The organism is Glaciibacter superstes DSM 21135, assembly GCF_000421145.1.
Classification (GTDB): domain Bacteria; phylum Actinomycetota; class Actinomycetes; order Actinomycetales; family Microbacteriaceae; genus Cryobacterium; species Cryobacterium superstes.
This window is the reverse complement of sequence record NZ_ATWH01000027.1, coordinates 1-18,472: the sequence shown is the minus strand read 5'-3', so window position 1 is coordinate 18,472 and position 18,472 is coordinate 1. Positions and strand designations below refer to the sequence as shown.

The following is an 18,472-nucleotide window of genomic DNA, read 5'->3' as shown; positions in this document are numbered from 1 at the left end:
GCCGCTCTGTTCGGCGAGTCTTCCGGTGCAGTCCTGGCGCTCGAGGCGGTGCTTCACGGCCTCCCGATCTCGCGACTTGCTTGCTATGAGCCGCCGTTCTACGTGTACGCGGGATACCCGCAGAGAAGTGCTGATTTCACCGAGCGGTTCGATGCGCTGGTCGCAGACGGACGACGCGGCGACGCGTTCGAGCTGTTCATGATTGAGGCGGTGGGGGTGCCGGCTGAGGCGGCTGCGGGGATCACCGAGATTCCCCTTTGGCGCGCCCTGGAGAGCGTGACCCACACCATCTCGTACGACGGGCTGATCATGGGGGATACGCAGAAGGGCGATCCGGCATCCCTGGATCGTTTCCAACCGATCACAATCCCCACTCTGGTGATGGTCGGTAGCGAGAGCCCCGCCTACCAGCACAAGGCCGTCCATCGTCTCGCGGAAGTGCTTCCGAACGCTCAATGGCAGACGATACAAGGCGAAAGCCACCAGTACACCGCTTCGGGCATAGTTCAGATTCTCCGAGATTTCCTGTCTCGATGAGTCACCTCTCGCCCGCCACGAATCCGCGGGCCACGCTGGCTCGATCCCTTGAGAACACGGGAAATCAATGCGATCCAGCATTCCCCGCCGGGGCGCGAGGTGTCCATCGAGACCTCCGAAGACGCCGATGGCAACGTCATCCTCAGCGTCTCGGATGCCGGGGCGGCATCCCCGAGGACGACCTGTCCGAGGTATTCAGGACAGGTTGGCGTGGCACATCATCACGTACACCTCAGCCGCTGCTCGGGAGATCCGCAGGCGCGGGTCTCGGCCTGGCCATCGTCCAGGGCATCGTCGAAGCCCACTCGGGCGGGGTCACCGTGCGGAACATCGCGGACGGATACCGATTCGAGGTACGCCTTCCCCGCGGTCTGACCGTTTGACCCGCGCACTAGTGATGTGACGATCCGGGCACGATCTCTCTGACAGTCGAGCTCGGTTCTGACAGCGGTCCACACGACCGGCGGTGGACTCGTGGGCCCGGTCAATTGACAGCTTGCAGGGCGCGCTCCGATTCGGCTTCACCGAGTCCGTCTCTGATGCGTCGTTCGAGGAGCGAGATCAAAACTCCACTGGCGTAGCTCACCTCTGATGGATCATTCAAGTAGTTCGCCTCCGTAGCCCAGAGCTCCCGATTCTTTATGATCCCGACCAGCCCGTGTGCGTTCGTGTAGTGATACAGCGTCGGCGTTACGGCCAGATTCGATGCCTTCGATTGAATGAGTGTCTCCCATCGTTTGTGCTTGACCAAGCTACCGCCCGAAGGTCGGTTCTTCTTGCTCGAAAGGGAGTGATCCTCGCACCCAAGGTTGTCCTACGAACCCTCCTCGGCGGCTTCGGAGGCACTGGGGGTGATCTGCCCTCTACCGGCTCGAAGCGGCATAGCGCGGCGCCATGCGCGCGAGTCTCAGGCCTCCAACAATTGCCGCGTCGAGGGGCTTCGGGAGGAAAGAACCAATCACCCCCATGACGCGCCCAGCGCGGTGGGACCGGATGCGACGCTGTCGGTCACCAAGCCCCGAAGATCTGTGAGTCAGTCTCCTGCTTGAGCCACCGGCTCCGGCGCCCCTTGGCTCGCTTTCCGGTGCCGAGGATGAACGCATCGGGATCGTCCACCAACGGCTCGTACCCAAGCGCGACTAGTAGACGGAGGGCCGGCTCGGTCTCCAGGCTCAAGCGTTGGGCGACCTCGACAGCACTCCACTGCTCCTTGATCTCTAGCCACCTTCGCAGCCGGAACGAGGACGAGATCCCGCGCGATACCCACATTGCTGCAATGCGGGCGATCTCGGCGTCCTCTCTCTTCGTGCGTACGATAATTCCCATCCGTGCCAAGGCGCGCGTAGCTGCAACCCATACGATGTTCGTGGCTAGCCCGAGGCCGAGGCCGCCAAAAAATTCGATCCACGAGAACGCGGTAGTGTCCCCGCCGCGCCCCGCCGGTGACGCGATAATTACGTCCAGGAAGTCCAGATGGTTGTAGCCGTCTAGCGTCGCCCGCAGTACGTCCCGAACGGGAAGGTCGCGGCGATCGAAGAAGCTCCAGGCGGACAGCGCACCCCTCTCGTCCACTGCCCAGATCTCGTTTATCGCGTGGTAGTCATCGAGAGTCGCCGTAGACGCCGGTATGGCTGTGGGGCGTACGTACAGCTCACTCCTCCTGTGCGCCTGCCGGTAGGCACCCGCTTGGTCGGCGGCGTTCAGCACCTCCTGCGTGCTGCCGAAGAGGAAGGTCTCCCGCACCACGTCGATCTGTTGGTCCACGAGGTACGGGCCAGCGAGATTGCTCTCCCCCTGGAGCCCGCTCTCTGCGTAAGGGGCCACTCGGATGCGCATCAACACTGCCATGCGACATTCATATCGAACGAGCTACAGATATGGGGTCACAACACGGCTAGAAACACACTTTCAACGTCCTTCGCGCTACGGCTGGGATGCGGGTTAGCAGCTGTTCGTGGCCGGCCAGGTAGCAGCGGGCGACTCCTCCGGCGAGGGAGGCCGCGGCGATGCCGTCGCGGGCGAGGGCCGCCCGGTGGGCCATGCCACTTATTCCGTATGAGGTGTCGCTGACGATGGCGAGGCCGCGGCTGACGAGACCCGCGGAGGCCTCGGCGGCGATCTGCTCGCCGTACCTCAGCGCCACCGCGCGCGATCTGAGCGATCGGATCCTTCTACGGCTCCAGCAGGACATCGCCTTCTCGAGCGTGAGGGAATCGGTTCGATGTGGTGGCGCGGGAGTTGCGCCGCGACCAGCGCGCCGACTTGATGCCGCGGAGGATGGTTGGCATGGTTCTAACTTCAGATGAGCCGTAGCATCGACGCGTGACCTTGGACCCGCTGATGCAACACCCCAACGCGGCGGATTTCGACCATTGGGCGCAGACCACCGACGAAGTGACTTCGATCCTCCTCGAATATCCGGATCGAGCGGGCAAGCTTTGGTTGCGAGGGTTTCCAGTCGGAACTTGCTCGGTCACGTCCGGCCCAAAGCGATCCGCCAACGATGCCAGCCTTGCTCTTCAGTAGCTTCAGACGCGCCTCAGCACAGAGCCGGCCGACCGCCGTGTGGCTGTCGCGCACCGCCCCGGAGAAGAGCTGCTCCTAAATGAATACCTCCGAACCCGGCTTGTCGAAATCGCCGTCCATACCGAGGATTTGGCACTAAGCATCGGTGCGGATTGTGCCGCACCCCCGCGCGCCGTCGCTGCCGCCGTTGACCTCCTCGTCGAAGCCGCCACGGCGACCTTTCCGTTCTTCACGCACTCTCCCGCTGAGAGCGCGACGACAAGAACGCTCTCCAAGTGCTGTAACCCTGGGGCGATCAAAGCGTTGCCCAGGGAGCGTCCGATAGACGGTCGGTCCGCAGGCTTGGTCCGTTCCAACAGAGCTGCAGCAGCCCTGCCGTGGTTGACCTGCCGTTTACCCCGCCTGGTAAAAATGCCCGCAAGGATGCCTTATCTGCAACACGGAATGGGCCTCAATCTGGGCGGACGGATCCGTTCTGTCGCAGGCATCGGTGTTCGACACTCAGCGCAAGATAGTCGACGATATCGGAGAGGATTTTCGGACAATCGGGAGAGGATCGCTGTAAATCCGGGTAGAAGTGAGGCGGAGGCGCCTTCTCATAGCAGGGAAGTTTTTGTCCGTTTGAGTTTTGCAATCAACCCACAGTGGGTTGATTGCAAATCTGAGTGAATTGGTTTGCATAACTCTCAGCGAACAAGAAAGGCCCCCGAGAAATCGGGGGCCTTTGTTTTTTCAGTGGTCGGTCACTTTTCTGAGGAGGTCGGAGAGATTGCCCGTGTCGGGGGGAACCCTTTGCTAGGTCGTGGACACTTCAGAGTGTGAGCGTTAATGATGAGGAAGCGTGGGCCGAAGCTCTCGCGGGCAAAGGACACGCCCTCGGAGAGGTCTTCGACCGTCATCGCGCCCGCTTGTACCGGCACTCTCGCGGTCTGGCCCCGTCGTGGTCTGACGCGGACGCCGTCGTGGCCGTGACATTCCTTGAGGCATGGCGCAAGCGCAACGACATCCGTTTTATTGACGGTTCGATGCTGCCGTGGCTCCTTCGAACCGCGACATTCACCGCGAGCAATCTGACCCGCGCTTCGCGTCGCTACAGAGCCGCACTCCGACGCCTTCCCGCGGGCGAAGTTCAGCCAGATCACGCGGAGCAGTTCGGCGATGGTGAAGCGGTGACGGCTCTGAAGGGACTCTCTTCGATTGACCAAGAGGTTCTCACGCTGTGCGTGCTCGAGGGCGTCAGTGCGGAGGACGCCGCCCGAATAATGAGTGTGCGCGTCGGCACGATCAAGTCCCGGCTCTCGCGAGCCAAAGCGCGGCTGCGCGGGACCATCAACGAATCAACTACAGCACTGCGGCCGGAAGGTGTGATTGATGATGCCCTCTGAGATGCCCAGAAGCGAGATGCCCAGAAGCGAGATACCCAGAAGCGAACGCGACACTGAACTGCGCCGGATGCTCGTGGCCACCGCGTCAGCTGCGCCCGTCCCCACTCGACGTCGATGGAGCATCGTCGCGCCGATTGCCGCATTTGCTCTCGCGGGAGCGCTGACCGGAGCCGTGTCTGCCGTCGCTCTCAACGCACCAGAAAAGCACAAGCCAGTGACCGTGGACAACATGGTCGCCGCGCTTGTCTATGACGATACGCAGCTGTTTGGAGAACCCGTGGTGATCAACGGGCAAGGTAACACTGTCGAACCGCTCGGTGCAGTGCCGGACGGCGCAGTCGAGCTTGCGGTCGCATTCCGCTGCGCAGACCCCGGAAGGTTCGAGTTCCTCGTCGACGGAAAAGCCGCGACGACCATAATTTGCGATGAGGCATCCACGGGCTCTGCTGGGAGTGGAAGCTATTTCACTGTGGACGACGCGCCTGCGCATACGTTGACGGTCTCCGCGGGCGAAGGAAAGCGATACGTGGTCTGGGCGTCTTGGGCCGCTCGCGCTGTTCCTCTCGAACCATCGCCTCAGCAGGCCGCAGCGATGGCAGATGGCGAGGTCACCGATGCGGAGTACTACGCGCAATTCGACCGCTACTCAGGTTGCATGACCGCGGCCGGGTACCCCCTTGGAAGCGTCAACAAATCCGGCACGGACATTACTTACGTCAAATCGAACGATTCCGTCACGTCGGGCGCAGAAGGCCGCTGCTACGCCCAAGAGTTCGTCCAGGTCGACATGATGTGGCAGGGCGCGCACCAGGACAACTCCGAAACTGACCGAGCGTTGCGGTGACGCGGCATCCGTCTGGCGGCCGACGCCTGAACGTCACCAGGTGTTAGGCGTCGCGCCCAGCGGCACAGCTTCCGGGCGCGGCGCTGTGCTGGTCAGCTCGATGACGCGATGTTCCTGGCCTGCGCGCAGTATCGCATCCATGATCTCGAGCACGTGGAACGCCAGTTCGCCTGATGCCCGGTGCGGTCGATCCGTTTCGATCGCGTGCGCCATATCCGCCAGGCCGAACCCGCGCCCTGCATCCGCGAATCCGCCAGACACTGGCACCTCGCGCCACTCGGGTTCTGATGTCGTCCACACCTCGACGGGGTCGGAGAACCGGTTCGGGTCTGGCACGGCGATGGTGCCGTCAGTGCCGTACAACTCGAACAGCGGTGCACGCGACGCCCACACCTCGAAACTCACCGTGACGGTCGACGTCTGCCCACCTGCATGCTCGAGAATCGCGCTCACGTGCGTGTCAACATCGACGGGGATGGCTGCGCCCGCCTGAGGTCCGGTTGCAACTGTGCGTGCTCGCGTCGAGCGGGTCACGCCGCCAGACACGCGCACAACAGGACCGAGCAGCGTCACAAGACTGGTCAGGTAGTACGGCGCCATGTCGAAGAGCGGCCCACCACCCGGCTGGTAATAGAACTGCGGCGCAGGATGCCACCGCTCGTGACCTGGCGCAGACCAGTGCACTGCAGCTGCGACCGCGTCGCCGATCGTTCCGGCGTCGAGCACCTGGCGTGCAGTTTGGATGCCGGTGCCGAGCACCGTATCCGGAGCGCTGCCGACCCGAAGCCCGCGAGCACGAGCCAGTTCGAGCATCGGCGCAGCTTCGGCCGGGTCGAGTGCGAGAGGCTTCTCGCCGTATACGTGCTTGCCCGCCTCGAGCGCTCTCGTGCCGATCGCGATGTGCGCAGCCGGAATCGTGAGATTCAGTACAGCATCGATCCGCGGGTCTTCGAGCAGTGCGTCGACGCTGAGTGCTTCGACTCCCTGCTCGGCAGCGACCTCTGCTGCGCGCGCCTCGTTCATATCGGCGACGGCGATGAGCTTCAGCCCTGGCAGGCTCGGGATGTGCTCAAAGTACTGTGCGCTGATGTTTCCGACGCCGACGATTCCGACTCTCAGCGTGCCGCCCACAGGAGACCTCTCTCGATGATGGTGCGCACGTTCGGGTTGTCAAGTACTTCGATGCGGTGGCCGGGGGCAGAAACGAAGACGCGGCCTTTGCCCCACTGGCGTGTCCAAATCGCGGGCGCTGTGACCGGTCGGTTCCAGGCATCCCACGGGCGCACGGTCTGCGTGGTCGTGGCCAGCACGTCGTTGTAATCGTCGCTGAGCACCCAGTACTGCTCGGTGGTCAGCTCGAAGTCGTCGTTGCCCGCAGTGATCGGATGCGTCTTGCCGAGTTCCGTGATGTGCACCGTGTACGGAATGTAGTTGTCTGACTGCTCACCGGTGCGTTCGGCCGGATCCTTGCCTGCGTGGTGCGCGAACTGGCCGCCGATCATGTGCAGGTAGTCTGCATTGTTGCGGTACGAGTCAGCGATGCCGCCGTGCCATCCGGCCAAGCCCGTGCCATTCAGAACCGCTGTTTGCAGACCGGCGAACTCTTCCTTTTCGATGGTGGACATCGTGACCACCTGCACGATCAGGTCGACGGTGGCCAGGTAGTCCGCGTCGGTGTAAACCGCGGTCGAGTCTTCGACCCGCACCGTGAACCCGTTGCTCTCCAGGTGCGGAATCACCGAATCGGTGGTCTCGACCGGCTGGTGGCCATCCCATCCGCCGCGAACGATCAGGGCGTTTCGTGTGCCTGTACTGCTCTGGCTGGTGTTCTCAGTCATATCAACTTTCTCGTTGTCGTCTGTTTGGTGCTGGTAATCGGCCGTACGAATACTTTTCACACGCAGATGGCCTGCGCTGCAACGCTCACGCGATGGCTCGGGACCGCACAAGTTTTGCACTCGGCAACGAAACCTATCGTGTCTCTTTCGTCGTCTTTGGCGGTGCCGTGCTGCCACGGACAATCAAACTCGTGGCAAGGTCGAGGCGCGCGATCGACCGACCAGGGTCTGTACGCAGGGCTAGCACCAGGCGTGTGGCCTGCTCGGCCATCTCAGCCAGCGGCTGACGAACGGTCGTCAGCTGCGGCCCCATCCACCGCGCAGGCGGAATATCGTCGTAGCCGACGATGGAGAGATCCCTCGGTATCGCAAGACCGACGGATCGGGCAGCTTCGTATACACCGAACGCCTGCAGATCGTTCCCGGCGAAGATGGCCGTCGGGCGATCGGCCTGCGCGAGCAATCGCGTGCCGGCTTCGACTCCGTCCGCGTACCTGAACGTCCCCGAATCGATCAACTTCGGATCGATCGCGATCCCGACCTCGTCGAGTGCCGCGCGATATCCAGACACGCGCGCCCGTGAGCACATCATGTCGTCCGGGCCTGTTATGACGCCGATTCGCCGGTGACCGAGTTCGAGCAGATGGCGCGTTGCCATCAGCCCACCCGCCCAGTTCGCCGAACCGATCGAAGGGACATCCGGTGCCGGGTCCCCAGCCGGATCGATGACGACGAACGGGATATTGCGGGTGCGCAGGCGCCGCTTGTGGTCGGCAGGCAGGTCAGAGAAGACAAGGATGACGCCAACCGGGCGACGTTGCAGAACGCCATCGATCCAGTCAGGCGCAGGCGAGTGTCGATCTCCGCTTTCTGTCAACACGACGCTCATGCCGTGTTCACGCGCGACCCGGTCCACCCCGCGGATGAGTTCAAGCGACCATTCACTGTCGACGTTCGGGAACACGAGCTCGAGCAGACTTGCGTGCGACTGCTCGAGGCCGCGCCTACTGTAGCCAGACGAGTGCAGCAGTTGCTCAACCCGATCCCGCACTGGATCGGATACGCCGGAGCGTCCGTTCAGGACCTTCGACACTGTTGACATCGACACGGATGCATCGAGAGCGATTGCGGCGAGAGTCGCGCGACGCGACGAAACCTTTTGCTCACTCATAGCCTCATAATAGCGAGGTTCTCGCATCCGTCACGATAGTTCTTGCGCTTGGAATGTTGACAACACCGTCAAAGCGATAAATACTTATCGCGCCGATGTGCGAAAGTTTTGCATGCCGTACACGACAACTTTGCATTCAACGACGAATCTGGCTACGCGACTGATGCATCGGTGGCCCGGAAGGAAAGTGTCATGACTTCTCAATCCACGGGCGCCGCGTTTACACGGCGCAGCTTCATCGGCGTTGCAGGCGGAGCGGCAGCAACTGCGCTGCTCGCTGCGTGCTCGACCGGCGGGGGCGGTGGTGGCGGCGATACGATGAAGTTCTGGAACATGCCCTGGGGCGGAACCGAGTTCAACCCGCTCGACAAGAAGATCACGCTGGCGTACGAACCGAAGAGTGGCTTGCCTTCGGCTAAGTACCAGGCGATCCAGTGGGCGAACTTCACCCAGACGTTCTCTTCAGCGGTTGCCTCTAACACGGGCCCAGCTGTCAGCTCTGGTGGTGGAACGCAGGCATTCCAGTTCGCCAACCAGGGCAAGATCGCCTATGCAGACGATCTGCTGGACAGCTGGAAGAAGGACGGCATCTACGATGATTTCCTTCCCGGCCTGATCGATGCCATGAAGACCGACGAGGGCTACGCGGCTGTGCCGTACAACCTCGACGTTCGCATCTCCTGGTACAACAAGTCACTCATGGAGCAGGCGGGCGTTGAGTCCCCGAAGTCGTGGGACGAGTACATGAACGTGTGCGCAGCCCTCAAGAAGATCGGTGTGTACGGGTTCGGCCTCGGTTCGGGCGCCGGCAGCTTCACCGGAAGCCACATCCTCGCGGCGTTCATGATCAACAACGGTGGCGGCCTCTTCAACGCAGACAAGAAGCCGGATTGCGTCACGCCGGAGAACATCCAGGCGATGGAGTTCATCCTCGAGATCGTGAAGGCCGGATACAGCGACCCGGCGGCAGCCACATACACGAGCGCGAATGTGGAGTCGCAGTGGAAGGCAAAGAAGTTCGGCTTCGGCTGGGACGGTGCAGGCCTGCCTGCTGGAGCCGTCGGCGATGTCGCAGGCGACCTGGTTGTCGGCGATCCGCTGACCGGCCCGAGCGGCACGAAGGGTGGCCTGTACTTTCCGAACAACATCATGATGTACAAGAACACGCCGAGCCAGAAGGGTTCGGAGGCGTTCCTCACGTACTACTACAAGAACATGGCTCCGCTCTGGACGAAAAACACCGGAATCGGCTTGCCGCCGCTGAAGTCCATCGCCGACACCAGCGAGTTCAAGGCCGACGTGAACAAGGTCAAGATCCTCGCCGACTGGCAGCCCATCTTGAAGACGTGGGCAGCACCGGGCGGATCCGGCCTGTTCTACAACATCGCCAACACGGTTGACGGCACCGCACCGATGCTCGACTTCACACAGTCGATCCTCGGTGGCAAGGTCGACGCCAAGGGTGCCCTGACGAAGTTGCAGACTTCGATCGAAGGCCTCATGAAGTAACGAGTCGAATCGGGTGAGCCCTTCTTTGGATGGTGGGCTCACCCGTTCACTCGTTTTCTGAGCGCTATCAGCCCAGCGCCGCTTACCAAGCGCAGTCCCCTTCGAAGGAGAAGTACATGTCGACTGAGTCCGTAGCCGGAGCGCTTAAGAAGGCGCGCAGAGGCGTTGGAGTCGCCGGACCTGGCCGGTCGCCCGGTGCACGCCCAGCCAAGAAGAGAAAGAACTCGCACGCGCGAGTTCTTCTGCTGTTCGCGCTGCCGTCTCTGATCCTGCTGGTTCTTCTGAACCTGTACCCGGTGATCTACGCAGGACTGCAATCACTGCGCAATGGCGACCTGATCAGCGCAGGCGACTTCGTCGGTTTCTCGAACTACATCAACGTCGTTCAGACGCCAGAGTTCTGGCATTCGGCGTGGTTCACGCTGGTCTTCACGGTCACCGGCGTGTTCGGCAGCTGGGCCGTCGGCCTCGGGCTTGCGCTGTTCTTACGCACCCGCATCCCCGCGAACGGGCTGTTCAAGGTGCTGCTGCTTCTGCCATGGGTCGTTCCCGTGGTCGTGTCTGCCACGTCGTGGAACTGGCTGGTAGCCACCCCGCAGTCCCCGCTGCCGATCCTGTTCGACGCGCTCGGCTTCGGGAACGTGCTGTTCCTAGCCGACCCCGTGCTCGCCCAGGTAACGGTGTGCGTGTTCAAGGTGTGGGTCAGCTTCCCGTTCATGATGATGATGATGTCATCGGCACTGGCATCGGTCGATATCAACGTGTACGAGGCATCCAAGGTCGACGGTGCCAGCAGCTGGCAGACGTTCACGCAGATCACGCTTCCGATAATCTCCAGGTCCACGTACATCAGCTGGATTCTGATGACGATCTTCTGCGTCAACGACTTCCCAACCATCTTCCTTCTCACCGGCGGCGGCCCGGTGAACGCCACACGGTCGCTCGTGGTCCTGGCATACAGCACCGTGTTCCAGAACTTCCAGACCGGCCCCGGTGTCGCGATCGCGTTCATCATGACGCTTGTGCTCGTGGTCATCGCCACGATGCTTTACCGCCAGATCCGAAAGGTGAACATCGAATGAGCACCGACACAACTGACGTCCCGATCACTGGCAAGCTCCAGGTCGGCGTCACATCGGGCAAACGTCGCACACTCTCCCAGACGGAGCATCGCGGCAAATGGTGGAGGCTTGTGATCATTCTGATCATCACCGGTGTCGTGCTCGCGCCGATCATCGCCGTCTTCGTGCTGTCCCTGCAGCCATCGCTCGGCAGCACGGCAACGGGCTGGACACTGGAGAACTTCAGCCTGGTCTTCAGTCAGACCAACGTGGGAACCTGGCTGAAGAACAGCCTCGGCGTGACCCTGGTGACCGTCGTGGTTGCCGTCGCGGTTGCCGCCCCAGCCGGATACGTGCTCTCGCGCGGCCGCAGCAGGGCCGTCTCCGGATACTCACTCATCCTGTTCATCGTGCAGTCTCTGCCCGTCGTCACAGCAGTGATCCCGCTGTTCATCCTGTTTGCCCAGATCGGACTCGTCGACAACCTCGCCGGCGTCACGATCATCTACGTCGGATCAACAATGTCCGTCGCCGTGTGGATGATGGCCGCGTACTTCGACTCCATCCCGATCACACTGGAAGAAGCCGCTTGGATGGACGGCACCTCGGTGTTCGGCAGCTTCACGCGCATCGTGCTGCGCAACTCGCTTCCCGGCATCCTCTCCACCGCGATCTTCTCGTTCCTGCTGGCCTGGAACGATTACCTCGTGGCCGTGGTCTTCCTTCGCTCTGACGACAACTACACTCTCCAGATCGGGCTGCAGACGTTCTTCCAGCAGAACCAAACCAACTGGGGGCTCGTGATGGCCGTCGCAGTGGTCATGATGGCGCCGCCGATCATCCTGTTCTCCGTACTCAACAAGTACTTCAGCGTTGGCGGAATCGGAGGCTCGCTTGCCGGGCGGTGAGTCCCACACGATCGCACAAGCCCTCGTCACCCCGGCCATCCGTGCCGCGATCAACCGGGTGATCCCCGCCGACTCCTGGCCGAACGGATGGGAGGGCGGGGTCGGAGCCTACCTCGCGACGGCCCGTGACGATCTGCAATGGGCGCAGCCGCTGCTGCAATCGTTGAGCGAACGGCTGGATTCCGCGGCAGTCGCATCCGGTGCTGCCTCGTTTGCCGCGCTGAGCGATAACGAGCAGGATCAGGTGCTCGTTTCGCTCGATAACACGGAATCGGTTACGGCGGATCCCGGCGGCGTTGCCGAGTTCGCGGCGCTGCGCAGAATCTGCTGGGAGGGCTACTACGCAGCCAAATCGTCGGTGGCCGAGAAGCGCACGCCGATCGGGCTCCCCATGGTGGGCTTCCGCGCGATCCCAGAGGGAATCGTGCCTGTCGAACCCGATGCGATAGCGGGCATTCGCGCCGATCAGGTGAAGAGCGAATACGACGCGGTCGTGGTCGGCAGTGGGCCAGGCGGCGGTGTCGCCGCCCAGGTGCTGACGCAGGCCGGAAAGCACGTGCTGCTGATCGAGCGGGCTCGGCAATTGCCGAATGAGGCTCTGCGCGGAGACCATCTGCACGGCAAACGCAACGCCGTGTACGCGTCGTCCGTCGGCCCTGGTGCCGGGCATCCGCGTGTCGCGCTGCTGCAGGATGGCGGTGAACTCGTCGTCGACGGCGACGGTGACGCCGCGATGTATGGGCTGAATGCCGATGCATTCGGTGGCGGAACACGCGTGTGGCAGGGAATGGCGTGGCGATTCATGCCTGACGATTTTCGCATGGCAAGCGTGTACGGCAATCCGGATGGCGCTTCTCTTGCTGATTGGCCGATCGATTACACCGACATGGAGCCGTACTACTCGCGCGCTGAGCGCGAACTCGGTGTATCCGGTGCAGAAGGCGGGTTGACCAGCCGCACACCGCGTTCGGCCGGGTATCCGATGCCGCCGATGGGAACGGAGCCGGCCCGCGAGCTGCTCGGGTCGGCAGCGGATGCGCTCGGCTGGGGTTGGGGCCCGATTCCATTGGCGATCAACAGTATTACGCACGACGGCCGACCGGCGTGCGTGCGCTGTCCGCAGTGCGTTGGGCATGCGTGCCCGGTGAATGCGAAGAACGGTTCGCACAACACGTTCATCCCGCGGGCAGTTGCCACCGGCCGCTGCGACGTGCTGTATGACGCAGAGGTGATCGAAGTTCGAGACGGTGCAGACATCGCAGAGATCACGATCATGGCGGATGCGTCGTCGTCTCCGGCCCTGTTGATCGTGCGCGCCGACATCGTGGTGGTGTCGGCTGGTGCGATCGAAACGCCGCGACTGCTGCTGGCAAGTGGAATCGGCAACGATGTGCTTGGCCGCAACCTGCATGACCACCGATTCGTGACGATGCTCGGAACGGTCAGCACGCCGGTGAAACAGTTCGTCGGCCCAGGCCATTCGATTGCCACGCTCGATCACGTGCATGCGGGCAGCATCCCGTGGGGCGGCGGTGTGATCGTTGATCTGATGAGCATGCTGCCACTGACGTCGGCGTCGTCCCCATCGATGCCGGGCGTTCCAGCGTGGGGCGCTGCCCATAAGGAATGGATGCGCGGCGACCGTGCCAGGGCATTCGGGGTGTTCGGAATGGGGCAGGAGATACCGCTTGCGACATCCCGTGTCACACTTGCCGAAAGGGTGCGCGACCGCTGGGGTCGCCCGGGCGCAGCTCTGCGTAAAGACGTGCATTGGGCATCCCGCGAGGTGGAAGATGGCATGGCGCGCGCCGGCGAGCAGTGGCTGCAGGCGGCTGGCGCCCGCGACGTGCGACGACAGGGCGGTATAGCGACCGCGTCAGCTGCCGGCGAGCACTCGTGCGGCACGGCACGGATGGGGCACGACCCGGCAACGTCAGCGACCGACCCGTGGGGTCGGGTGCACGGAACGCGACGCGTCGTTGTGTGTGATTCGTCTCTGCATCCGACCAACGGAAGCGTGAACCCAGCGTTGACGATCGTTGCGAACGCGTTCCGGGTCGCCGAACACGTTGTGGCGGACTGGCCGGCCTGACGCTCTGGCCGAAGGCATCACGCCAGGCGGTGACGCGGCATCCGTCTGGCAACAGATCTTCGGCTGCCGCGAACCTATTGGTTCAGAAATCGAAGCCGCCGAAGAAGTCTGTGTCGGCAGCGCCGCTTCCCGCGTCGATGGAGGAGGAGTCGCCGGAGGAGTCAGCGTTGGTAGCGACGACTGTTGTCCCGACAAGGCCAGCCCAGAAGATCGCGTCGATCGCGGTTGAAGCAATGGCATACGTCGCGAAGGTCCCCAGGAAGGAATCTCCGTGGGCCCCGTTGGTGCCGTTTCCGGTATTGACCCGGTTGTCGCCAAAGACTCGTGTGAGGATGCCGGGTTGACGCGACTCGGCGCGGGTGGCCGTCTTCGCCAGTGTTGCCGGACTGGCATCGGCTGGGCGTTCGCCTGCGGGAGGTTCAGCGATGAAGCGTTCGAATACAAGATCGCGCTGCTCTGATGTGAGCTTCTCGAATGCCTCGACGTGGGCCTTTTCGATGGTGTGAGACTTTGCGGTTCGAAGCAGGTACTCGTACCGCTCGACTGCCTCCTCGTCGTTCGTCGGTGGTCCCGGGGTGTCGAGGGTGATGTTGCGGCCGAAGATTCGGTCTAGGAGTGCCATGGTGATGTCCTTTTCTGGAGAATGTGCCGAGGAGTGCTAGCGCCCGGGAGCGCGGTTGACGATTTCCTGGAGGAACCACCCGTTGCCGTCAGGGTCCTCGAATGAGACGAAGGAATTGTAATCTGCACGTTTCGGATCAGGCCCGCTGACCCGGTTCCGCCCGCCCGGGCGGTGGAAGAGGCCGTCGGCGTCGTGCCAGACCTCACTGACCTCGATGCCACGGCTGGTGAGTTCCTCGCGTGCCGCGATGATGTCGGTGACGGTCAGGTGCAGGTTCTGCACTGAGCCGGGCGCTGATTCACTCAGCCCGGTGCCGAAGATTATTGACATCTCGGATCCCGGAGGGGTGACCTGGACGATGCGGAGTTCTTCGCTGATATTGAAGTCGGCGTCGAGTCGGAAGCCGGCTTTCTCGTAGAACGCTTTGGCGCGGTCGACGTCGGCGACGGGGATGACCAGTACTTCGAGTTTCATATCCATGATGTTCGTATCTCCTGTTAGTGGTGTGTCTTAATCCCGAGGGATGGAGTGTTCGTTGTTCGAGAGCCAGTCGCGGAAGGTCTGGAGCGTTGGGTTCAGTTCACGGACGAGGGCGATATTCCGAGCTCCGGTGAACTCTGCTTCATTTTCTGCGTAGTACTGGAACATGTTCGAGACCTCGACGGCGACCGGAGACTCAAATGCCCGGTATTCGTCCCAGGTGAACGGCCTGTATTCGACTTCTTCACCGAGGGCTTCGGTCAGCGCCTCTGCGAATTCGACGCCGGTGAGATGACCGCCGGCGACCCCTACGCTCTTGTCGACGAATTCGTCACCGCGCTTGAATATCCCAAGTGCAGTCTTGCCGATGTCCTCGGCCGCGACCCCTGACATTCTTCCGTCGGCGATCGGCAACGTGACGCCCAGCTTGCCGTTCTCACGAGTGAGGAATTGACCGCTGGAGAAACCATCGAAATAGAATGTGGTCAGCAGAAATGTGGTCGGAACACCACGCTCCGTGAATAGCGCATTCGCTTCAGCTTTCGCGTCGAAATGCGGGACCTTGTACGAGCCCTCGACAGTCGGCGCCTTGTTTTCGCCTGTTCCGAAGAAGTGCCGGGTGTCTTCGAACGTCGACCAGACGACATGTTCGACGCCGGCGACCTTGGCCGCCTCCGCAGCGGCGGCCGCCTGAGCCAGTTCCCTCTCGGGTCTACTCTGCGCAGCCTCCTCTTCGTCGGTGAGCTCCGCCCAGTAGTTGGTCACAACGAAAACGCCGTGAGCACCGTCGAACGCCGCGGCGAGGCTGGGCTCGTCGTTAAGATCCGCCTCGACTACTTCTGCACCGAGAGCGGCGAGAGCCTTGGCCGCTGTGGACTCGGGATCGCGCGTTAGCGCTCGAACGGAATAGGTGCCGTCGGAGTCGGCCAAGATCGCTCGCGCCAAACCGCCGCCCTGCGCCCCGGTTGCGCCAACCACAGCGATGATCTTCTTGCTTGTCATGCTCGATACTCCTCTAATTGATGTGTCAACTAGAAGAGTATCGGATTTGATTGACATGTCAACTTGTAGAGATCAGCTCTGAGCGAAACCGGCATCCCATGCATCAGATACCTGCTGCGCCGACGCCGAGAACGTCAGTGCACTCCTTCTTTGAGGTGGGCGCTGAGGGCGTCGGCGATCTCGTCTGCTGCCGTTAGCTGAGCGGGCGTCAGGGCATCGATGAAGAGCTCGCGGATGGCGTGAAGGTGGGGAGCAGTCGCCGCTCTGAATGCCTCGGTGCCGGTGGGGGTGGGGGCAATTTCCGCCCCGCGGCTGTCGGTCTGGGCTTCTTCACGCCGAATGAGACCCCGTCGTTCCATCCGTCCGAGGTGATGGGACAGTCGACTGCGTGCCCAGCCAATGGTCGAGGCCAGATCGGATGAGCGTAGGGTGCGATTCTCGGCGTCACTGAGGGCGAGCAGCACGGCATAGTCGCCGGTGGATAGGCCGGACTCGCTCTGCAGTCGCGACGCGAGCGTCGACCGAAGTTCGTCAGTTGTTTCGATGAAGTTGCGCCACGTTCTCAGCTCATCCGCCGCGGGGGAGCGACGGGCGCGTGTTGTGGCCTGGGAATCATTCACACCCGTATTATAGTTGACAGATCAATTATATCGGAACTACCGTGCGGGGGCGCGGTTCGAAAGAATGAGTTCATGATTGCACCTGGCGAGAACCTGGCCGAGCCCTCGATTGTCGCCGAGGCGCGTCCGCGCGGCCGCGCGCGCGTCATGCTTTACGTGGTACTCCTCGTGGGCGTGCTCGCCCTGAATGGGCTGGTCTTCGCGTGGGGGGCTGCGGCCGGATGGTGGCAACCCCACGCGCACAGTCTGCAGATCATTGCGGCGATCTCGCAGTTGAACATCCTCTTCGCGATTCTGCCGCGCCAACACTGGATGGTGAACCTCCTCTCCGCGCTGGCGACGCGGGCACCAACCTCATGGCCGCTGAGGTTGCGCTGGCGACTCGCACAGTATTACCATGTCGGCGGCCTGCACGTTGGCGGTGCGCTCTCCGGCACCGCCTGGTACGTCGTGTACGTCGCGCTCCTCGCCCCAGCGTGGGCCGACGGAGAACCGGGATACGACGACGTCTCGGTGGCCATGGCGCTCCTCATCGTGATTGTACTGCTCGCAATCTGCGCCATGGCGGCACCGCGATTTCGCACCCGGCACCATGATGCCTTCGAGGCGTCGCATCGTTTCGGCACCTGGGCCGTATTGGTGTTTTCGTGGATCAATGCGTTGCTCCTCGCCCAACTGCAGACCCCCGCGCGCACCTTCGGCGAGGCGCTCTTGAACTCTCCCATCTTCTGGATGCTCGTGGTGTCGACCCTGCTCGCGGTCTGGCCGTGGCTGTTGCTGCGGCGGGTGGCGATCACGGTCGAGCGCCCCTCTGACCACGCGGCGGTCGTGCGATTGGATCATGGATATGTGCCACCGGTGGGTACCACGCGTGCAATTAGCCGACATCCGCTGTTCGGCTGGCACCCATTCGCTTGCGTGCCCGCGTCATCGGGGGAGTCCGGATACCGGATGGTGGTCTCTCGCGCCGGAGGATGGACGTCGACGTTCATCGACCACCCGCCGACACATGTGTGGATCAGGGGCATTCCGACCGCCGGCGTCGCAAACGCGAAGCGGCTCTTTTCCCGGGTGCTGTATGTGGTCACCGGAAGCGGCATCGGTCCCGTGCTCGGGCACCTTCTGACCGACACGCAGGGTGCGCGGCTTGTGTGGGTCACAAAGACTCCGCGGGAGACCTACGGCGACGGACTCGTCGACGAGGTGACCGCGGCGCAACCCGAGGCGGTGATCTGGAACACCTCAGAACAGGGGAAGCCGGATGTGTTCGGACTCGCCTACGACGCGTATGTCGCCTCGGGCGCGGATGCAGTGATCTGCGTCGCGAATAAGTCCGTTACCGACCGAGTCGTCGGCGAGTTCGAACGCCGCAGCGTTCCGGCATTTGGACCGATCTGGGACTCCTGAGGCGGATGGGGTGCTGAGGCATGTCACCTGTTGATCGATCAGCCTTCGGCGCCATCCTAAAGAACGTGTGCGGCTATTCGAGCGCGGGTCGGCCGTCGCCGGGCGCACTGCGCCCAGGGTTGGTGCCGGGGTCGGCGTGGCGGGTGGGGTTTCCGCCGCTGCCGGGTCGACTGTTGGCCGGGTCGGTGGCTCGGTTGGCGCGGTGGCCATTGGTGTGCCGCCAGATTTGGGTGGGGTCCATCCAGTAGGGGGCTTTGATTTGAGGGACACCGCCTACCATGCGGATTTTCCAGCCGGAGGTTTCGATGCTGTGGTGGTGGTACCAACATAACGCGACGCCTCCGGAGACTTCGGTCTCTTTTCGGTCACGCCAGGCGGTGACGTGGTGGAGTTCGACCCAGGAAACGGGTGCGTTGCAGCCGGGGATGATGCAGCCGCCGTCTCTTGCGATGATGGCTTTGCGTTGGTTG

General features: G+C 62.6%; 19 protein-coding genes and 1 pseudogene. 10 read left to right on the top strand and 10 right to left on the bottom strand.

Annotation, left to right across the window (positions count from 1 at the left end):
• Nucleotides 1–537 (top strand): alpha/beta fold hydrolase (locus tag K323_RS30140; protein WP_022887605.1); only part of this gene is annotated, 537 nt, incomplete at its 5' end.
• On the top strand, nucleotides 456–920 hold the full coding sequence (locus tag K323_RS30805) for an ATP-binding protein (RefSeq protein ID WP_342663029.1): 465 nt from the start codon (nucleotides 456–458) through the stop codon (nucleotides 918–920). The genes K323_RS30140 and K323_RS30805, both read left to right, overlap by 82 nt.
• Nucleotides 921–1,545: 625 nt before the next feature.
• Here K323_RS30805 and K323_RS0122965 read toward each other — a convergent pair.
• Together K323_RS0122965 and K323_RS0122960 are read right to left on the bottom strand one after the other, a co-directional pair.
• Nucleotides 1,546–2,385 (bottom strand): hypothetical protein, encoded by an 840-nt coding sequence (locus K323_RS0122965; protein WP_022887603.1) that lies wholly within the window; start codon nucleotides 2,383–2,385, stop codon nucleotides 1,546–1,548.
• Between the two features lie 46 nt (nucleotides 2,386–2,431).
• Nucleotides 2,432–2,680, bottom strand: coding sequence for a DNA-processing protein DprA (locus tag K323_RS0122960; protein ID WP_022887602.1), 249 nt, complete (start codon nucleotides 2,678–2,680; stop codon nucleotides 2,432–2,434).
• A gap of 179 nt (nucleotides 2,681–2,859) precedes the next feature.
• Here K323_RS0122960 and K323_RS29970 point away from each other — a divergent pair, with 179 nt between their 5' ends.
• From K323_RS29970 to K323_RS0122945, 3 genes are all read left to right on the top strand, one after another.
• Complete coding sequence (locus tag K323_RS29970; protein WP_157509557.1) at nucleotides 2,860–3,063, top strand: hypothetical protein; 204 nt, start codon at nucleotides 2,860–2,862, stop codon at nucleotides 3,061–3,063.
• Nucleotides 3,064–3,881: 818 nt separating this feature from the next.
• Complete coding sequence (locus K323_RS0122950; protein WP_022887600.1) at nucleotides 3,882–4,448, top strand: RNA polymerase sigma factor; 567 nt, start codon at nucleotides 3,882–3,884, stop codon at nucleotides 4,446–4,448.
• Nucleotides 4,449–4,464: 16 nt separating this feature from the next.
• Nucleotides 4,465–5,292 carry a hypothetical protein gene (locus K323_RS0122945; RefSeq protein WP_157509556.1) on the top strand — a complete coding sequence of 276 codons (828 nt, stop codon included), beginning with the start codon at nucleotides 4,465–4,467 and terminating at the stop codon, nucleotides 5,290–5,292.
• A 33-nt stretch (nucleotides 5,293–5,325) separates the two neighbouring features.
• Here K323_RS0122945 and K323_RS0122940 read toward each other — a convergent pair whose 3' ends face one another.
• From K323_RS0122940 to K323_RS0122930, 3 genes are all read right to left on the bottom strand, one after another.
• The gene (locus K323_RS0122940) at nucleotides 5,326–6,423 is read right to left on the bottom strand and encodes a Gfo/Idh/MocA family protein (protein ID WP_022887598.1); all 1,098 of its coding nucleotides are present in this window, start codon (nucleotides 6,421–6,423) and stop codon (nucleotides 5,326–5,328) included.
• Nucleotides 6,408–7,130: a ThuA domain-containing protein gene (locus K323_RS0122935; RefSeq protein WP_022887597.1), complete on the bottom strand. Its 723-nt coding sequence runs from the start codon at nucleotides 7,128–7,130 to the stop codon at nucleotides 6,408–6,410. Before K323_RS0122935 ends, K323_RS0122940 begins: the two co-directional genes overlap by 16 nt.
• A gap of 133 nt (nucleotides 7,131–7,263) precedes the next feature.
• On the bottom strand, nucleotides 7,264–8,301 hold the full coding sequence (locus tag K323_RS0122930; RefSeq protein ID WP_022887596.1) for a LacI family DNA-binding transcriptional regulator: 1,038 nt from the start codon (nucleotides 8,299–8,301) through the stop codon (nucleotides 7,264–7,266).
• A gap of 192 nt (nucleotides 8,302–8,493) precedes the next feature.
• Between K323_RS0122930 and K323_RS0122925 the strand changes: the two genes are divergently transcribed.
• The 4 genes from K323_RS0122925 (at nucleotide 8,494) to K323_RS0122910 (ending at nucleotide 13,871) form a co-directional block, all read left to right on the top strand.
• Nucleotides 8,494–9,810, top strand: a complete 1,317-nt coding sequence (locus K323_RS0122925; protein ID WP_026852032.1) for an ABC transporter substrate-binding protein — start codon at nucleotides 8,494–8,496, stop codon at nucleotides 9,808–9,810.
• Between the two features lie 116 nt (nucleotides 9,811–9,926).
• Nucleotides 9,927–10,892, top strand: a complete 966-nt coding sequence (locus tag K323_RS0122920; protein WP_022887594.1) for a carbohydrate ABC transporter permease — start codon at nucleotides 9,927–9,929, stop codon at nucleotides 10,890–10,892.
• A complete protein-coding gene (locus tag K323_RS0122915) occupies nucleotides 10,889–11,779 on the top strand; it encodes a carbohydrate ABC transporter permease (protein WP_022887593.1) in 891 nt (296 codons plus the stop codon). Before K323_RS0122920 ends, K323_RS0122915 begins: the two co-directional genes overlap by 4 nt.
• The gene (locus tag K323_RS0122910; RefSeq protein WP_022887592.1) at nucleotides 11,766–13,871 is read left to right on the top strand and encodes a GMC oxidoreductase; all 2,106 of its coding nucleotides are present in this window, start codon (nucleotides 11,766–11,768) and stop codon (nucleotides 13,869–13,871) included. Before K323_RS0122915 ends, K323_RS0122910 begins: the two co-directional genes overlap by 14 nt.
• 82 nt (nucleotides 13,872–13,953) lie before the next feature.
• Here K323_RS0122910 and K323_RS28220 read toward each other — a convergent pair whose 3' ends face one another.
• The 4 genes from K323_RS28220 to K323_RS0122890 all read right to left on the bottom strand — a co-directional run bounded on the left by K323_RS28220 (nucleotide 13,954) and on the right by K323_RS0122890 (nucleotide 16,595).
• Nucleotides 13,954–14,493, bottom strand: coding sequence for a hypothetical protein (locus K323_RS28220; protein WP_022887591.1), 540 nt, complete (start codon nucleotides 14,491–14,493; stop codon nucleotides 13,954–13,956).
• A 36-nt stretch (nucleotides 14,494–14,529) separates the two neighbouring features.
• Nucleotides 14,530–14,973, bottom strand: a complete 444-nt coding sequence (locus K323_RS0122900) for a VOC family protein (RefSeq protein ID WP_022887590.1) — start codon at nucleotides 14,971–14,973, stop codon at nucleotides 14,530–14,532.
• Nucleotides 14,974–15,003: 30 nt separating this feature from the next.
• Entirely contained in the window at nucleotides 15,004–15,975 is a 972-nt protein-coding gene (locus tag K323_RS0122895) for an NmrA/HSCARG family protein (protein WP_022887589.1), read from the bottom strand.
• 134 nt (nucleotides 15,976–16,109) lie between these two features.
• Nucleotides 16,110–16,595 (bottom strand): MarR family winged helix-turn-helix transcriptional regulator, encoded by a 486-nt coding sequence (locus K323_RS0122890; protein ID WP_022887588.1) that lies wholly within the window; start codon nucleotides 16,593–16,595, stop codon nucleotides 16,110–16,112.
• A 72-nt stretch (nucleotides 16,596–16,667) separates the two neighbouring features.
• On the opposite strand from K323_RS0122890, the gene K323_RS0122885 reads away from it, so the two are divergent.
• A complete protein-coding gene (locus K323_RS0122885) occupies nucleotides 16,668–18,002 on the top strand; it encodes a ferredoxin reductase domain-containing protein (protein ID WP_022887587.1) in 1,335 nt (444 codons plus the stop codon).
• A 73-nt stretch (nucleotides 18,003–18,075) separates the two neighbouring features.
• Here K323_RS0122885 and K323_RS30130 read toward each other — a convergent pair.
• Nucleotides 18,076–18,472, bottom strand: a pseudogene (locus K323_RS30130) (HNH endonuclease); the annotation flags it as partial.

Bases quoted from the DNA above. Each gene is read 5' to 3' on its own strand.
- K323_RS30805 (WP_342663029.1), top strand. From the start codon at position 456: ATGGCAGACGATACAAGGCGAAAGCCACCAGTACACCGCTTCGGGCAT.
- K323_RS0122965 (WP_022887603.1), bottom strand. From the start codon at position 2,385: ATGGCAGTGTTGATGCGCATCCGAGTGGCCCCTTACGCAGAGAGCGGG.
- K323_RS0122945 (WP_157509556.1), top strand. From the start codon at position 4,465: ATGCCCAGAAGCGAGATACCCAGAAGCGAACGCGACACTGAACTGCGC.
- K323_RS0122935 (WP_022887597.1), bottom strand. From the start codon at position 7,130: ATGACTGAGAACACCAGCCAGAGCAGTACAGGCACACGAAACGCCCTG.
- K323_RS0122930 (WP_022887596.1), bottom strand. From the start codon at position 8,301: ATGAGTGAGCAAAAGGTTTCGTCGCGTCGCGCGACTCTCGCCGCAATC.
- K323_RS0122925 (WP_026852032.1), top strand. From the start codon at position 8,494: ATGACTTCTCAATCCACGGGCGCCGCGTTTACACGGCGCAGCTTCATC.
- K323_RS0122920 (WP_022887594.1), top strand. From the start codon at position 9,927: ATGTCGACTGAGTCCGTAGCCGGAGCGCTTAAGAAGGCGCGCAGAGGC.
- K323_RS0122915 (WP_022887593.1), top strand. From the start codon at position 10,889: ATGAGCACCGACACAACTGACGTCCCGATCACTGGCAAGCTCCAGGTC.
- K323_RS28220 (WP_022887591.1), bottom strand. From the start codon at position 14,493: ATGGCACTCCTAGACCGAATCTTCGGCCGCAACATCACCCTCGACACC.
- K323_RS0122900 (WP_022887590.1), bottom strand. From the start codon at position 14,973: ATGGATATGAAACTCGAAGTACTGGTCATCCCCGTCGCCGACGTCGAC.
- K323_RS0122895 (WP_022887589.1), bottom strand. From the start codon at position 15,975: ATGACAAGCAAGAAGATCATCGCTGTGGTTGGCGCAACCGGGGCGCAG.
- K323_RS0122885 (WP_022887587.1), top strand. From the start codon at position 16,668: ATGATTGCACCTGGCGAGAACCTGGCCGAGCCCTCGATTGTCGCCGAG.